This window comes from Pseudomonas izuensis (genome assembly GCF_002356535.2).
Taxonomy (GTDB): domain Bacteria; phylum Pseudomonadota; class Gammaproteobacteria; order Pseudomonadales; family Pseudomonadaceae; genus Aquipseudomonas; species Aquipseudomonas izuensis.
In genome coordinates, this window is the sequence record NZ_AP017423.2 from 2493112 (window position 1) to 2508320 (window position 15209).

General features: G+C 60.5%; 14 protein-coding genes. 11 read left to right on the forward strand and 3 right to left on the reverse strand.

What is annotated here, in order from left to right; all coding sequences use genetic code 11:
- Window positions 1–86 precede the first annotated feature (86 nt).
- Window positions 87–749, reverse strand: a complete 663-nt coding sequence (locus tag LAB08_RS11255; protein ID WP_096512137.1) for a glutathione S-transferase family protein — start codon at window positions 747–749, stop codon at window positions 87–89.
- A gap of 472 nt (window positions 750–1221) precedes the next feature.
- On the opposite strand from LAB08_RS11255, the gene LAB08_RS11260 reads away from it, so the two are divergent.
- Window positions 1222–2547 (forward strand): OprD family porin, encoded by a 1326-nt coding sequence (locus LAB08_RS11260; RefSeq protein ID WP_096512136.1) that lies wholly within the window; start codon window positions 1222–1224, stop codon window positions 2545–2547.
- A 182-nt stretch (window positions 2548–2729) separates the two neighbouring features.
- Here the strand turns inward: LAB08_RS11260 and LAB08_RS11265 are convergent, their stop codons facing one another.
- Complete coding sequence (locus LAB08_RS11265; RefSeq protein WP_096512135.1) at window positions 2730–4421, reverse strand: sigma-54-dependent Fis family transcriptional regulator; 1692 nt, start codon at window positions 4419–4421, stop codon at window positions 2730–2732.
- Window positions 4422–4804: 383 nt separating this feature from the next.
- Between LAB08_RS11265 and LAB08_RS11270 the strand changes: the two genes are divergently transcribed.
- The 7 genes from LAB08_RS11270 to LAB08_RS11300 all read left to right on the forward strand — a co-directional run bounded on the left by LAB08_RS11270 (window position 4805) and on the right by LAB08_RS11300 (window position 10576).
- Window positions 4805–5059: a phenol hydroxylase subunit gene (locus tag LAB08_RS11270; protein WP_096512134.1), complete on the forward strand. Its 255-nt coding sequence runs from the start codon at window positions 4805–4807 to the stop codon at window positions 5057–5059.
- A 54-nt stretch (window positions 5060–5113) separates the two neighbouring features.
- Window positions 5114–6109: an aromatic/alkene monooxygenase hydroxylase subunit beta gene (locus LAB08_RS11275; RefSeq protein ID WP_096512133.1), complete on the forward strand. Its 996-nt coding sequence runs from the start codon at window positions 5114–5116 to the stop codon at window positions 6107–6109.
- Window positions 6106–6378, forward strand: coding sequence for an MmoB/DmpM family protein (locus LAB08_RS11280; protein WP_096512132.1), 273 nt, complete (start codon window positions 6106–6108; stop codon window positions 6376–6378). Before LAB08_RS11275 ends, LAB08_RS11280 begins: the two co-directional genes overlap by 4 nt.
- Before the next feature lie 47 nt (window positions 6379–6425).
- Window positions 6426–7982, forward strand: a complete 1557-nt coding sequence (locus tag LAB08_RS11285) for an aromatic/alkene/methane monooxygenase hydroxylase/oxygenase subunit alpha (protein WP_096512131.1) — start codon at window positions 6426–6428, stop codon at window positions 7980–7982.
- Between the two features lie 131 nt (window positions 7983–8113).
- The gene (locus LAB08_RS11290; RefSeq protein ID WP_096512130.1) at window positions 8114–8473 is read left to right on the forward strand and encodes a phenol hydroxylase subunit P4; all 360 of its coding nucleotides are present in this window, start codon (window positions 8114–8116) and stop codon (window positions 8471–8473) included.
- Between the two features lie 10 nt (window positions 8474–8483).
- Window positions 8484–9545, forward strand: a complete 1062-nt coding sequence (locus LAB08_RS11295; protein WP_096512129.1) for an NADH:ubiquinone reductase (Na(+)-transporting) subunit F — start codon at window positions 8484–8486, stop codon at window positions 9543–9545.
- A gap of 140 nt (window positions 9546–9685) precedes the next feature.
- Window positions 9686–10576, forward strand: a complete 891-nt coding sequence (locus LAB08_RS11300; protein WP_096512128.1) for a SphA family protein — start codon at window positions 9686–9688, stop codon at window positions 10574–10576.
- Window positions 10577–10716: 140 nt separating this feature from the next.
- Here LAB08_RS11300 and LAB08_RS11305 read toward each other — a convergent pair whose 3' ends face one another.
- Window positions 10717–12429: an amidase gene (locus LAB08_RS11305; RefSeq protein WP_096512127.1), complete on the reverse strand. Its 1713-nt coding sequence runs from the start codon at window positions 12427–12429 to the stop codon at window positions 10717–10719.
- Window positions 12430–12806: 377 nt separating this feature from the next.
- Between LAB08_RS11305 and LAB08_RS11310 the strand changes: the two genes are divergently transcribed.
- Genes LAB08_RS11310 through LAB08_RS11320 form a run of 3 tightly spaced genes read left to right on the forward strand, consistent with a single transcriptional unit; the run spans window position 12807 to window position 15205 of the window.
- Entirely contained in the window at window positions 12807–13649 is an 843-nt protein-coding gene (locus LAB08_RS11310) for a transporter substrate-binding domain-containing protein (protein WP_096515450.1), read from the forward strand.
- A gap of 52 nt (window positions 13650–13701) precedes the next feature.
- Window positions 13702–14523 carry an amino acid ABC transporter ATP-binding protein gene (locus tag LAB08_RS11315; RefSeq protein WP_096512126.1) on the forward strand — a complete coding sequence of 274 codons (822 nt, stop codon included), beginning with the start codon at window positions 13702–13704 and terminating at the stop codon, window positions 14521–14523.
- Window positions 14524–14533: 10 nt separating this feature from the next.
- Window positions 14534–15205: an amino acid ABC transporter permease gene (locus LAB08_RS11320; protein ID WP_096512125.1), complete on the forward strand. Its 672-nt coding sequence runs from the start codon at window positions 14534–14536 to the stop codon at window positions 15203–15205.
- The last annotated feature ends 4 nt before the right edge of the window (window positions 15206–15209 follow it).

The following is a 15209-nucleotide window of genomic DNA, read 5'->3' on the forward strand; positions in this document are numbered from 1 at the left end:
CGCGATTGCGCCAGTGTGGGCGTTTACCCCTGGGCGGAATCAGCCAAAGCAAGGCGCGGGCCAGCTTTGATGACGGTGTACGACGGCTAGCGAAACCGTTCTGGCAGGGCCTCGGCAAACGGATAAAAAGAGAACCACGGCCTGGCTTCGTCAATGACCCGCTGGAACGAAGGTCGCTGGATCAAACGCTCGAAGTAAGCATTCAAGTGCGGGCAGTCGTCGGGAAGCGGCACGAGGGTGCTGGCATAGAACAGGGCCGGGGCGGCAGAGCAATCGGCCAGGCTGAAGTCAGGGCTGGCCACCCAGGTGTTTTGCGACAACTGGCGTTCGAGCATGCCGTAGGCGGTCCGCAGGGTGGCCCGTTGTTTCGTCAGGTCGCCGTGGGTGGCGTACAGGCGATCGGCGACGATCTGTTGCAGCGGCCCCTGGATGTATTGGTCGAAAAAACGATCCCACAGCCGCACTTGCAACGCGGTGTCAAAATCCTCGGGAATCAACGGATGTCGGCCGACATAAAAACGGTCCAGGTACTCGATGATGACACTCGATTCCGGCACGACGCGCTGCCGGTCGTGGTCGCGGATCACCGGGAATTTAATGAGTGGCCACAGCGCTTCGAGCTCTGCCCGGTCGGCCGGGCTCGAGAGGTCGATGAGGCGCTTTTCGAATTCGACTTCATGTTCGTAGAGCGCGATCAGCACCTTGTGACAGAACGATGAAAGAGGGTGGTAGTACAGAGTCAGGGCCATCTTGCGTCTCCTCGGTACGGGGGTGAAAAAGCAGTATCGACCATCACTCGACAGGGCGCGAGGTTCGATGCAGGCCGGGGGACGTCGATGAAAACCGGTGGGGTGGATTTTCAGATACGACGCCTGGCCGTGCCTGTGTACGACAGGCCTTATCCCTCCACGAAAACTACTTTCACCTTGTTTGATAATTGCGTCTCGAAATGTTTTAAGAGTTTCACCAACGCTTGACTTGTAGGAGCTGGCTTGCCAGCGAATGCAGTCTTTCAGGCGATAAATATGTCGTCTGAACCAGCGCATTCGCTGGCAAGCCAGCTCCTACACAGGGATGCGTGCGCCTAATCCATCAGTGTGTCAGCCGCCAAAAAACTCGAAAGCTTTAAGCCCATGTTCACCCATCGGGCGCGTCATCTTGCGCGCCGGAATTGATAACGAAACACCCCAATAACGATAAGAAAACACCCAGGAGCCCCGTATGTTCAACCGAGCAATCCCCACCGCCATACTCCTAGCCACCGGCTCGATGTGCGTCCAGGCCGCAGACACCAACGCCCACGGTTTTCTCGAAGACAGCAAGGCCACGCTGTCGATGCGAACCCTGTATTTCAACAGCGACAACCGCGACGGCAGTGCCGCCCCTTCGAAAACCGAAGAAGCCGCCCAGGGTTTCGTGCTGCGCTACGAGTCTGGTTTCACCCAGGGCACAGTCGGTTTCGGCCTCGATGCCCAGGCCCTGCTCGGCGTGACGCTCGACAGCGGAACGGGGCGACACGTCGGCAGCGGCATGATCCCGACCGACGGTGACGGGGCTGCCGACACCTGGAGTAGCTTTGGCCCGACGGCAAAGATGCGCATCAGCAAAACCGAGTTGCGCTACGGCACGCTGCTGCCAAAACTGCCGATTCTGATCTCCAACGATGCCCGTGTATTGCCGCAGTCGTTCACCGGCACCCAGATCACCTCGAAAGACATCGATGGCCTGACCCTGACCGGCGGTGTGCTGGAGCACGCCGTGGGACGTGCCTCGACGGATCGCACCGGTCTGTCGGTCGCCGGCGCCACTCGGGACAGCAACAAATTCTCCTTCGCCGGTGGCGACTACGAGGTCACCAAAACCCTCAAGGCCCAGTATTACGTCGCACAGCTGGAGGATTTCTATAACCAGAACTTCTTCGGGCTGACCCATCTCCTGCCGTTCGACGACGGCAGTTCGATCACCACTGACCTGCGCTACTTCCGCACCACGTCGAGCGGTGCCAACAGCTCGGCCGCGGGCCGGGCGCAGGGCTATCGGGTGTCGGGTTACACCCGGGACAACGACGGTGAAATCGACAACAGCACCTGGGCCGCGATGATCACTTATGCCAATGGCGGCCACGCGGTGGCGTTGGGGTATCAGCGGGTAGGGGACGGCAGCAACTTCGTGCAGCCGAACCAGGGCAGCCTGCCGGACAAAGGCGCCGGTGGCGGCAGCGTCTACCTGCCCACCGACCGCATGATCCAGAGCTTTACCCGCGCAGGCGAGCAGACCGGTTTCGGTCAGTACACCTACGACTTCGTGGCGCTGGGCGTGCCGGGGCTGAAAGCGTCGATCGTGTATCTGAAGGGGACCGGCATCAAGACGCAGGATGCCGGGGATCAATCGGAGTGGGAACGCGACATGACCCTGGACTACGTGATTCAGTCGGGTACGTTCAAAAACGTCGGCTTCTCGTTGCGCAACGGCCAGTCGAACACTGACGCGGGCCGCGACGTCAATCAGAGTCGCTTCATCATCAACTACGCGATTCCGTTGTTGTAGTCCGTCCGCAAAGCGGCCCGGCTTGCGCGGGTGTACGCCCCCCCTGTAGGAGCTGGCTTGCCAGCGAAAGCGTATTGTCAGTCGATATTGATGTTGACTGTGCCGCCGTCTTCGCTGCGATGCGGCGACCCGACAAGCCAGCTCCTACAGGAGGTCTCGTATGTCCGGTTTTGCGCGACGGATCAACCCTTGTCCGCGGGTGTTTTTTTCAGGCGATAGGCCAGCGCCGGACGCGTCAGGCCCAGCAAACGTGCCGCTTCCGAGACGTTTTGCTGGCTGCGTTCCATGGCCGCGTGAATCAGTGCGTCCTCCACCGAGTCCAGCGCAATACCGCTGTCGATGATCTTGTCGATCCAGTCCTGGCCGGGGGGCGCAGTGGCCTTGACCAGCCGACCGTCACTGGCCAGGCCTATGCTTTCGGCCAGTTGCGGCGAGTGCGGGAAGAGGGCATCGACGGTGATGCTCTGGTTCTCATCGGTAATGATCACGCCCCGTTCCATCAGGTTTTCCAGCTCGCGGATGTTGCCGGGCCAGTCGTACTGAAGGCACATCTGCAAGGCCCGGTCGGACAGACCCAAGGTCTTTTTCTTGTAGCTGGCGTGGAGTTTTTCCAGGAAGTGTTCGATCAACAGCGGGATGTCTTCGCGACGGTCACGCAAGGCCGGGATACGCACCGGGAACACGTTCAGGCGGTAGAACAGGTCAGCCCGAAAACGCCCTTGCTTGACTGCACTTTCGAGGTCCTCATGGGTGGCGGTGATGACACGTACATCGACCTTGCGGGTCTGCGAGTCACCGACCCGTTCCAGTTCCTGCTCCTGCAACACCCGCAGCAAAGTGGCCTGCGCCCGTGGGCTCAATTCGACGATCTCATCGAGAAACAGCGTACCGCCATTGGCTCGTTCGAAGCGGCCCATGCGCGACTGCTGGGCGCCGGTGTAAGCGCCTTTCTCCACGCCGAACAGCTCGGCCTCGATCAGGTCCGGCGGGATCGCGGCGCAGTTCAGCGCGATGAACGGCCCGCCGGCGCGCTCGCTGCGCAAGTGCAGGCTGCGGGCGATGACTTCCTTGCCCACGCCGGTTTCGCCCAGCAGTAACACCGACGCCTTGCCCAGGGCCACCTTGTCGATCAGTGAACAGGTGCGGCGATAGATCGCCGATTGGCCGATGCCATAAAACTTGCCGGCCTCGATCTGCAAGCGCTGGCGCATGTTCGCCACTTGCACCTGCAACGCTTGCAGTTCATCGATGATCGGATCGCTCTGGAAGTAACGCATGATCTCCTCGGCATCGTCCCATTGCTCGGCCGGTTTGCCGATGATCCGGCACTGGGCGTCACCGCAACCGCGGCAGCTGACCTCCTTGTAGATGATCTGCCGACCGAGGAAAAACGAGCTGTAGCTGATGGCATAACCGAGCAGCATCCAGCACACCGGCTGCTCGGAGTGCAGGTTTTCGCTCTGGCAGTTTTCCACTTCGAAGGAGTCTTGCCATTCGATGTCCGCATAGAACTGGCCATTCTCCAGGTCGATGTCGATTGCCTGCGGACGGACGTTGACCATGCCCTTGAGCGAGTGCAATTGCGGGCCGGTAAAGAACATTTCGATATCGCTGCCCTGGGGCCGCAGCTTGCGCGCCAGCTCGGCGTCCTTGAGCCCGGATTGATAGCCCAGGCGCAGGAAAAATCCCTTGGCGCGTTCGACGCCGAGCATTTCAATCAGCTCGCGTCTGCACGACGCCATCATCGACACCTGGATCAACAACATGCGCTGTTCGTCCAGCCAGATTTTTCCCTCACGCCCGTGAAAGCGAACCTGATCGCTCAGGTCCTTGAGCGGTGGCGGGAGCTGGGAAGCCTTGTACGTGGTGATCATTCACTGCGCCCCTGGGGTTGTAGTTATTGGGGTGGTGACGCGTTCCGCTCAGGCCATGGCGGTTTTTTTACGCATCGATAGCGACCGGTATTTTTCAGGCAAGGCAGGTCGGTTTCTCTTTTTCTAAGCGGCCTGAAAGCGAGTGAAAAGTCAATCGCCACGTGATTGGTTCATTTGATCGAAGGCACCGCAGACGATTGAGCAAATGATCAATTTGACAGTCCGTGGCGTGGGCTACTGACTTGGCTTTGATCGCTCGTTTGTTGCGGGTACGTTCCGTAACTATCTGTATTTAAACGAATAAAAAATCAATTTTAGGCGATTTTGCAGCGCTGGCACCCTTGTTGCTCCGTACCCCGAACATAACAAGGGAGTACCCGAGCATGAACTTACCCGCCAGCACTTTCGATCAGATGCCGCGCTACATCCGCGTGCGCAGCGGCCCTGACGACACCTTCGTCGAATTCGATTTCGCCATCGGCTTTCCCGACCTCTTCGTCGAGCTGGTGCTGCCGCGTCAGGCGTTTCGCCTGTTCTGCGAAAACAACCGGGTGCAGCACATGGACACGCAGATGTCCGAGGCCCTCGACGCCGATGCGCGCAAGTGGCGCTACGGCGAAACCCGCGACGCGGACTGAGCCGACCCTATCCCGAGACATCCCTAAAGAACAATAACCACAGGAGTCCACTCCATGAGTGTCGAGATCAAGACGACCACCGTCGAGACGATCCGCAACACCTTCAGCCACACCCGTCGCCGGTTTGGCGACAAGGTCGCCAGCCGTTATCAGGAAGCCAGTTTCGACCTGGAGTCGGCGACCAATTTCCACTACCGGCCGCTGTGGCAACCGGACAAGCTGCTCAACGATGCCACCCGCACCGCGGTGGTCATGGCCGACTGGTACGCGGTCAGCGACCCGCGCCAGTACTACTACGGCGCCTATGTCCAGGCCCGGGCGAAGATGCAGGAAAACGCCGAGCACGATTACGCCTTCTGCGAAAAGCGCGACATGCTCGCCGGACTGTCCGGCACCAATGTCCAGTTGATCAGCAAGCTGCTGTTGCCGCTGCGTCACGCCGAGATGGGCGCCAATATGAACAACAGCAACATCGCCGCCGATGGCTTCGGCACCAGCGTCACGCAGATGCACATGTTCCAGGCCATGGACCGTTTGGGCATCGCCCAGTACCTGTCGCGGATCGGCCTGATGCTCGATGACGGCGACGTGTTGCTGCTGGCCCAGGCCAAGCAACAGTGGCTCAACGATCCGGCGTGGCAGGGCATGCGCCGCTACGTCGAGGACACCCTGGTGGTTCGCGACTGGTTCGAACTGACCGTGGCGCAAAACCTGGTCAGTGACGGTCTGGTGTACCCGCTGCTGTTCCACAAACTCGACGAACAACTGTCGGCCAACGGCGCCGGCCAGGTCGGCATGCTCACCGAATTCATGCGCCTGTGGTTCGCCGAAAGCCAGCGCTGGGTCGATGGCCTGCTCAAGACTGTGGTCAACGAAAGTGCGGTCAACAAGACGCTCGTGCAGGGTTGGATCGATCACTGGAGCCTTCGCTCGGTGGAGGCACTGCAACCGCTGGCTGGCCTGGGTCTGGATGTATCGGCACTCGATGCGGTGTGCAGCGAATTCAGCGCTCGCCTGAAAAAAATCGGCCTCTCAGGAGCCCAATCATGACTTCCCTCGTCTACATGAACCTGCAGGACACAGATTACGCCCGATCGATCGTCGACGCCATCGTGCAGGACAACCCCCACGCCGAGATCCAGCACCAGCCATCGATGATCCGCATCGAGGCCGAAGGCCGCCTGGATATCCGTCGCGACACGGTGGAAGAGCTCACCGGCAGTCCCTGGGACATCCAGGAAATGCTGATGTACGTGATCACCCTGGGCGGCAACGTCGTGGAAGAGGACGACAGCTTTTCCCTGTACTGGAACCGCTGATCGAGCTTGCCGCCACTGATCCATAACAAGAATTCGGGAGCGCCATCATGGCCGTGAAAAAACGCCTCAATGCCAAAGAAAAATACCGCTGCATGACCCGTGACCTGGACTGGGAGCCGAGCTACCAGACCCACGAAGACATCTACCCTCACGAGCGCTTCGAAGGGATCAAGATCACCGACTGGGACAAGTGGGAAGACCCGTTCCGCCTGACCATGGACACCTACTGGAAATACCAGGCCGAGAAAGAGAAAAAGCTCTACGCGATCTTCGATGCGTTCTCGCAAAACAACGGCCATACCACGCTGTCGGACGCTCGTTATGTCAACGCGCTGAAGCTGTTTCTGTCGGGTGTCACGCCGCTGGAATACCAGGCCTATCAGGGCTTCGCGAGGGTCGGTCGGCAGTTCAGCGGCGCCGGTGCGCGTATCGCCTGCCAGATGCAGGCCATCGACGAACTGCGCCACGTGCAGACCCAGATCCATGCCATGAGTCACTACAACAAGCACTTCAACGGCCTGCATGATTTCGCCCATATGCACGACCGGGTGTGGTTCCTCTCGGTGCCCAAGTCGTTCTTCGAAGATGCGCGCACAGCGGGCCCGTTCGAATTCCTGACGGCGATTTCGTTTTCGTTCGAATACGTGCTGACCAACTTGCTATTCGTGCCCTTCATGTCGGGCGCGGCGTTCAACGGCGACATGGCCACCGTCACCTTCGGCTTCTCCGCGCAGTCCGACGAAGCCCGGCACATGACCCTGGGCCTGGAAGTCATCAAGTTCCTGCTGGAGCAGCACGAAGACAACGTGCCGATCATCCAGCGCTGGATCGACAAGTGGTTCTGGCGCGGCTACCGCCTGCTGACGCTGGTGGGGATGATGATGGACTACATGCTGCCCAACAAAGTCATGTCCTGGTCTGAAGCCTGGGGCGTTTACTTCGAAGAGGCGGGCGGGGCGCTGTTCAAGGACCTGGAGCGCTACGGCATCCGCCCGCCCAAGCACGTCGAAGAGGCGAACATCGGCAAGGACCACGTCAGTCATCAGGCCTGGTCGATCTTCTACCAGTACAGCCAGGCGACCAACTTCCACACCTGGATGTCCACTGACGAAGAGTTGGATTGGTTGTCTTCCAAGTACCCGGACACCTTCGACAAGATCTACCGCCCACGCTTTGAACACTGGCGTGCGCTGCAAGAGAAGGGCGAGCGCTTCTACAACCCGACGCTGCCGATGCTCTGCCAGATTTGCCAGATCCCGCTGTCGTTCGGCGAGCCGGACGACCCGACGACCCTCAGCCATCGCAGCGCCGAGCACGAAGGCGAGCGCTATCACTTCTGCTCCCAGGGTTGCTGCGACATCTTCGAATACGAGCCGACCAAATACATCCAGGCCTGGCTGCCGGTACACCAGATCCTGCAGGGCAACTGCGGTGGCGGCGATGTCGAGTCGGTGGTGCGCGACTACTACAACATCAACCCCGGCCAGGACAACTTCGAGTACCTGGACTCCACCGAGCATCGACGCTGGCAGGACTGGCACCCGAAGGAGCGCAACTCCGCGCCGGCCACCCCCGTCGACCCGGACCGGCTCAAGACTGGTTAAACACCGATCCACTGTGGGAGCGAGCCTGCTCGCGAAGAGGCCAGAACATTCACCCGCTTCAGTGCCTGTTGCACCGCCTTCGCGAGCAGGCTCGCTCCCACAGTTCAACTGACAATAAAAAGGAAACGATCATGCCCGTGACAGCCATCGGCGCCTACAACGCCCAACCCCTGGACCGCCAGGAAAACTTCCACGGCCTGCAACTGGTGTACCTGTGCTGGGAAAAACACCTGATGTTCTGCGCGCCCTTTACCTTTCCACTGCCACCGGCGATGCCGTTCGGCGACTTCATCGAGCAGGTGGTCAAGCCCTCGATTGCCCAACACCCGGATGCGGCGCGGGTCGATTTCAGTCAGGCGCTGTGGCGCCTCAACGACCGGCCGCTCACCCCGGACAACGCAGCGAGCCTGATTGCCAACGGCATCGACCACAAGAGCCTGCTGCACCTCAATACCCCCGGCTTGAACGGCATTGCCGGCAGCTTCAACTGAGGACACGGCCATGAGTTACCAAGTCACCATCGAACCCACTGGCGAACAGATCGAAGTGGAAGAAGGGCAGACCATTCTCCAGGCCGCGTTGCGCCAGGGCGTCTGGTTGCCGTTTGCCTGCGGCCATGGCACCTGCGCCACCTGCAAGGTCCAGGTGCTGGAAGGGGAAGCGGACCTGGGCGCGGCCTCGTCCTTTGCACTGATGGACATGGAGCGTGATGAAGGCAAGGTATTGGCGTGCTGCGCGATCCCGCAGAGCGACATGGTGATTGAGGCCGACATCGATGCCGACCCGGATTTCCTCGGGCATCCGATCGAGGACTATCGCGCGGTGGTCAGCGCGCTGGTTGACCTGTCACCGACCATCAAGGGCGTGCACCTCAAGCTTGATCGGCCCATGTCCTTTCAGGCAGGGCAATACATCAACCTGCAATTGCCCGGCATCGAAGGTACGCGGGCCTTCTCGCTGGCCAATCCGCCGAGCCGTGCCGATGAAGTCGAACTGCATGTACGGAGGGTCGAAAGTGGGCTGGCCACCGGCATGATTCATGACGAGTTGAAGGTCGGCGATACGGTGGATCTCTCGGGACCCTACGGACAGTTCTTCGTCCGTGGCTCGCAAAGCGGTGACCTGATTTTCATCGCCGGCGGTTCGGGTTTGTCGAGCCCGCAGTCAATGATTCTCGACCTGCTGGAAGCGGGCGACAGTCGGCAGATCGTGTTGTTCCAGGGCGCGCGCAATCGCGCCGAACTGTACAACCGCGAGCTGTTCGAGGCACTGGCCCGGGATCACGCCAACTTCACCTACGTGCCGGCGCTCAGCCAAGCGGTGGAAGATACCGAATGGACCGGCTTCAAGGGCTATGTGCATGACGCGGCCAAGCAGCATTTCGACGGCCGTTTCAGCAGTCGCAAGGCCTACCTGTGTGGACCGCCGGTGATGATCGACTCGGCCATCACCTGCCTGATGCAAGGGCGCTTGTTCGAGCGCGACATCTTCATGGAACGCTTCTACAGCGCCGCTGACGGGGGCGAGTCGACCCAGCGTTCCGCGCTGTTCAAAAGAATCTGAAGCTCGCCACAAATCCACTGTGGGAGCGAGCCTGCTCGCGAAGGAGGCGTGTCAGTCGACATTTTTGCCAGCTGACACACCGCTTTCGCGAGCAGGCTCGCTCCCACAGGGGCCAATAACAATAAGAAAGGTTGAACTGCATGACTCCCACCACAAAACAACTGATCGTGACCGCTGCTTTGACCGCCTTGCCTCTGGTGGCCCATGCCACCGAAGGCGGAGGTACTTCCTACCCGCTGGGGGCGGAAAACTACATGTCCGGGGCGATGCCGCCACCGGGTTTCTACGGGCAACTGTTTGTCACTCACTATGAAGCCGACAACCTGCGCGGCAACGATGGCCGCAAACTCCCGGTGGATTTTCGCGTGCGTGCCAATGCCGTCACCCCGCGACTGATCTGGGTCAGCGACTACACCCTGTTCGGTGCCAGCGTGGCGTTGCACGCCATCGTGCCGCTGGTAGATCTCAAGGTTGAACTCAATGGCCAGTCACAAAGCAAACAAGGCCTGGGCGACGTGATCTTCGGTCCGGCGCTGGGCTTTCACCACAGCGAAAAATTCCACAGCATCCTCGCCCTGGACATGATCGCCCCGACCGGTCGCTACGACCGTGGCGACCTGGCCAACACCGGGCGCAATTACTGGGTGATCGAACCGGTCTACGCCATGTCGTACATCGACCCGGACGGACTCAACCTCGATGCCAAGATCATGTACGACTTCAACCGCGAAAATCCGGCGACCGACTACCGTTCGGGCCAGGAGTTTCATGTCGACTATGCCGTCGGCTGGGGCCTGGGTAACGGCTGGGTATTGGGCGTTGGCGGCTACTACTACCGACAGACCACCGACGACCGCCAGAATGGCGAGACGATTGAAAACAACAAGGGGCGTGCGCTGGCCGTCGGGCCTTCGATCAAATACACCAGCAAGGCGGGATGGTTCGTCACGGGGAAATGGGAGCAGGAAACCGAAGTGCGCAACCGCGCGCAGGGCAATGCCTATTGGATGAAATTGACCGTGCCGTTCTGACACGGTCAATGCAAAACCCCATTTAGGGGAACACTGCGAAACCCTGTGGGGGCGAGCCTGCTCGCGAAAGCGATGTATCAGTCGCTATTTATGTCGCCTGACACTCCGCATTCGCGAGTAGGCTCGCTCCCACAGTTAATTTATTGACCGGTAGGCAGCGGCGGGGTACGCGGCGGAATCTGCCGCTTGCTGCCCGTGGACTCGAACGCCGCCGCAAAACGCAGCAGCGCCGAGTCGTCATAGGCTCGGCCGGCAAAGGTCAGGCCGACCGGCATGCCGATATCCGGCATGACACCCATTGGCACCGTGACGGTCGGAACGCCCAGATGGCGGATCGCGAGGTTGCCGTTGGCCACCCAGATACCGTTGCTCCAGGCGATGTCCGCCGACGCCGGATTGACATCGGCATCCGCCGGGCCAACGTCGGCGACAGTGGGGAACAACACAGCATCCAGGCCCAGCCGATCCATCCAGTCCTCGAGATCGATCTTGCGGGTCTTCTCAAGCCCGCGCAGGCCGTCTGGCACCGTGCTGATCTGGTCCCAGGGCGTGATGCCGCGCTCGGCCATCTTCACGTATTCGTCCATGCCGGCGGCCAGGTCGCCCTCGCGATTGGGCAGGGTCCCAGGGTCATGGGGGAAAATCTGCGGGCCGTCGACGTCCACCAGGCGGTTCAATTTCGGGTCGCCGTTGGCTTGCAGGAAGTCATCGAACGCCCACGCCGTCAGGTCCCACAATTCATGATGCAGGAACTCCTTGGACACGATCCCGCGATTGAACACGGTCGGCGCGCCAGGACGATCGCCTTCGCAATTGGAGACCAGCGGGAAATCCACTTCAAGCACTTCGGCACCGGCGGCTTCGAGGGCCTTGCGGGCTTGCTCCCAAAGACCGATCACTGAAGGACGGGTGTTGATGCGCTGCCCGGTCGGGCCACCGATACCGGGTGCTTCGCTGGTGCCCGCTTCGGGGTCGGCGTTGATGTACATCTTCGGAATGCCAAAGCGTTTGCCCGCGAGCGAATCGGCTTTTGCCGCAAGTTCCAGATAGGAAGCAGGACGCACCGAGGCCACGCTCGGAATCGGCACCCAGGGTTGCAGGCGCCACAGGTCGCCACGGGTATCGGTATCTTCGGCCACTACCACATCGAGCACTTCGAGCAGGTCGGCCATGGTCCGGGCGAACGGCACGACCACGTCCATGGTCGGCGTCAGCGGCCAGTTGCCGCGCACCGAGATCACCCCGCGCGAAGGCGTGTAGGCGCACAAGCCGTTGTTCGACGCCGGGCCACGACCGCTCGACCAGGTTTCCTCAGCCAGGCCGAAGGCGGCGAAACTGGCGGCGGTGGCGGTGCCGGCGCCGTTCGACGAACCCGAGGCGAACGGGGCGGTGAGGTAGTCAGCGTTGTACGGGCTCTCGGCACGGCCATAGACCCCGCGCTGCATGCCGCCATTGGCCATTGGTGGCATGTTGGTCTTGCCCAGGCAGATCGCCCCGGCGGCGCGCAGGCGCTCGATGGTGAACGCATCGCGGTAGGCAATCAGGTCCTTGAAGGCCGGGCTGCCCGACGCGGCGGTCAGGCCCTTGACCAGATAACTGTCCTTGGCCGTGTAAGGAATACCATCCAGCGGGCCGAGGGTCTGGCCCTTGGCGCGACGCTCGTCGCTGGCTTGCGCTTCCTTGAGCGCATCGGGGTTGCGCACCACCACGGCATTGAGCGCGGTAGGGGTGTCGGGGCCGTCGTAGGCGTCGATCCGGGCGAGGTAGGCCTGCACCAATTCGACCGACGTGGTCTGGCCGGATTCGAGCGCAGTGCGCAGTTGGGCAATGGAAACTTCAGTGACTTGGATCATGCGGTCAGTACCGGCAGTAGAGGGGGAATATGGTGAGTGTTTGCCTGGCGGGGATCTTGAGCACAGGAGCTTCACTTCTCTTTAAAGGTTTTTCATAACGTTACTGGTTGCACAGCCTTACGCGACAGAGCCGGGATTTCAACCTTGGTGTTGATTTTTTTTAACTAAGGCGGGGCAAGTCGTCACCGTCACCTGCATTTCCTTGAAAAAGCGCTCGTCCGACCGCTCGGTCACTTTCCCGATATTTTTTTCGAAGCGTGTTGACAGCCCGATTCGTTCAAAACTAATCTGCATACAGCGCTGCACACATGACAGCGCACAGAGATGTTGATTTGTACCTTCCTGCCTACAAGAACGAAATTATCGGAGAGGTCAAAATGGCTCGGTTCCTTCCTCGCACCATCCGCAACATGCTCGTTTGTGCATCCGCCATTGGCGCGCTGCTCACTCAGGTCCCAGCCCAGGCGGCTGATGTTTCACTCTGGAAAGACATACAGAAAGCCGGCGTCCTGCGCTGCGGAGCGGCGGTTGCCGCGCCTTACGTCATGCGCGATGCCCGCTCTGGTGAATACAGCGGCTACTTCGTGGACCTGTGCCGGGACTTCGGCGAGAAGGTGTTGAAGGTGAAGGTCGAGTTCGTCGACACCAACTGGGACAACCTGGTGGCCGGGCTGCAAGGTGGCAAATGGGACATGGCCATGGCGCTTAACCAGACCCCGGAACGCGCACTCGCCGTAGGCTTTTCGGTGCCAGCCACTGACTATCAGGTGTCGTTTCTGATCAACAAGGACAACCCGAAACTGGCCAATGCGGGCAACACCCTCGCCGATTTCGACAAACCTGAAGTGACCTTCGCGGTCATGTCCGGGACCGCCCAGGACAAGGCCATTTCCGGATCGATCAAGCAGGGCAAGATCATGCGCCTGCCGGGCATGGACGAGGTGCGGCTGGCGGTCATGTCCAAGCGCGCTGACGTGCTGGTCGATGCCAGCGACACCAACCACCTGTTTGCGGTAGCGAACCCCGGCTGGTCGAAGGAAGTGCTGCCCAAACCCGCGCTGGCCAAGCAGGGCGTAGCGTTTGGTGTCCGCCGTGATGTCAGCCCCGCTGACTTGCAGACGCTGAACATCTACATCTCCCAGCGACGCGAGACCGGTGAGATCGACGCCCTGGTCGACAAGGCTTCGCAACTGGCCAACGCCGACAAAACCCCTCAGTAAACCCTGCCGATGTCGAGCGCGCGGCGGGCTGCGCGCTCCCGGAGAATGATCAATGAAAGCTTCCAATCTGGCAGCGGTGCCGGCACGGCCTCTGCACGTGCGCGAAACGTCGAGCGGCGAGTTCATTCAGCTGCGTGACGTGTACAAATCCTACGGCGAAAACCTGGTGGTGATGGACCACCTGGACCTGGATATGCGCGCCGACGATCGACTGGTCATCATCGGTCCCAGCGGCAGCGGCAAAAGCTCTCTGCTGCGGGTAATGATGGGCCTCGAAAGCATTCAGGGCGGCACCATCCGTTTCCAGGGCAAGCCCTACATCGATGGCAATGCCCGAGGCAAAGGCAAGCCCATGGATTGCTCGCTGCAAACCCAGGTGGGCATGGTGTTTCAGCACTACACCCTGTTTCCGCACCTGTCTGTGCTGGGCAACCTGATCCTGGCCCCGATGAAAGTGCATGGCCTGTCGAAAACCCAGGCCACCGAGAAAGCCAGGGCGTTGCTTGCCCGGTTGGGTCTGGAGAGCAAACTCAACGTTTACCCCAGCCAACTGTCCGGCGGCCAGAAACAGCGTGTGGCCATTGCCCGTGCCCTGATGCTCGAACCCAAGTTGATGCTGTTCGACGAGGTCACCTCGGCGCTCGATCCGGAAATGGTCATCGAAGTGCAGAACGTGATGCTGCAACTGGCCGAGCAGAAGATGGCGATGATCATCGTCACCCACGACATGCATTTCGCCCGGCATATCGCCACCCGCGTGGTGTTTTGCGCCAACGGAAAAGTGGTCGAGCAAGGCCATCCCGATCAGCTGTTCACCCAGCCCAGGGAACCGCGCACTCGCGAGTTCCTGGAAAAAGTGCTGCACCTGGATTGAGGATCAATTCATGAACTATCAATTTGACTTCAACTTTCTGCAGGGCAACTTCGGCCTGCTGTGGGATGGCCTGAAAGTCACACTGCAATTGGCTTTGGTGTCGAACATCGTCGGGCTGGTGCTGGGTTTCGGCCTGTGTCTGCTGACCTTGAGCCGCTGGTTTTTCCTGCGTTGGCCGGCCCAGCTGTTCATCGAGTTTTTCCGCTGCACGCCGGTCCTGTTGCAGATCGTCTGGTTCTTCTACTGCGTGCCGATGCTCTTCGATGTGTTCATCGACCCGATCACCATGGGCGTGCTTGCCCTGGGGTTGAACCTGACCGCATTCAATGCCGAAGCCTATCGGGCTGGCGTTCAGGCCGTACCCCGTGAACACCTGGATGCCTGCGTCGCCCTGGGACTGAGGCCCTGGCAGCGCACCCTCTACGTGATTCTTCCCCAGGCGTTGCGCAGTGCCGTGCCGGTGCTGATGACCAACGGCATCTCGATCCTGCAGCAGAGTGCACTGGTGGCGATCGTGGCGGTAGGGGACTTGATGTACGTCGGCAAAAGCATCGCCACCGAAGCCTATCGCCCGCTGGAAACCTATTCGCTGATCGCGCTCATCTACTTCGCCCTGTCGCTGCCCATTGCTCAGTTCGTGCAGTGGCTGGAGCGGCGTCAGGACGCTGCGCTCGCGCGCTGAGGAG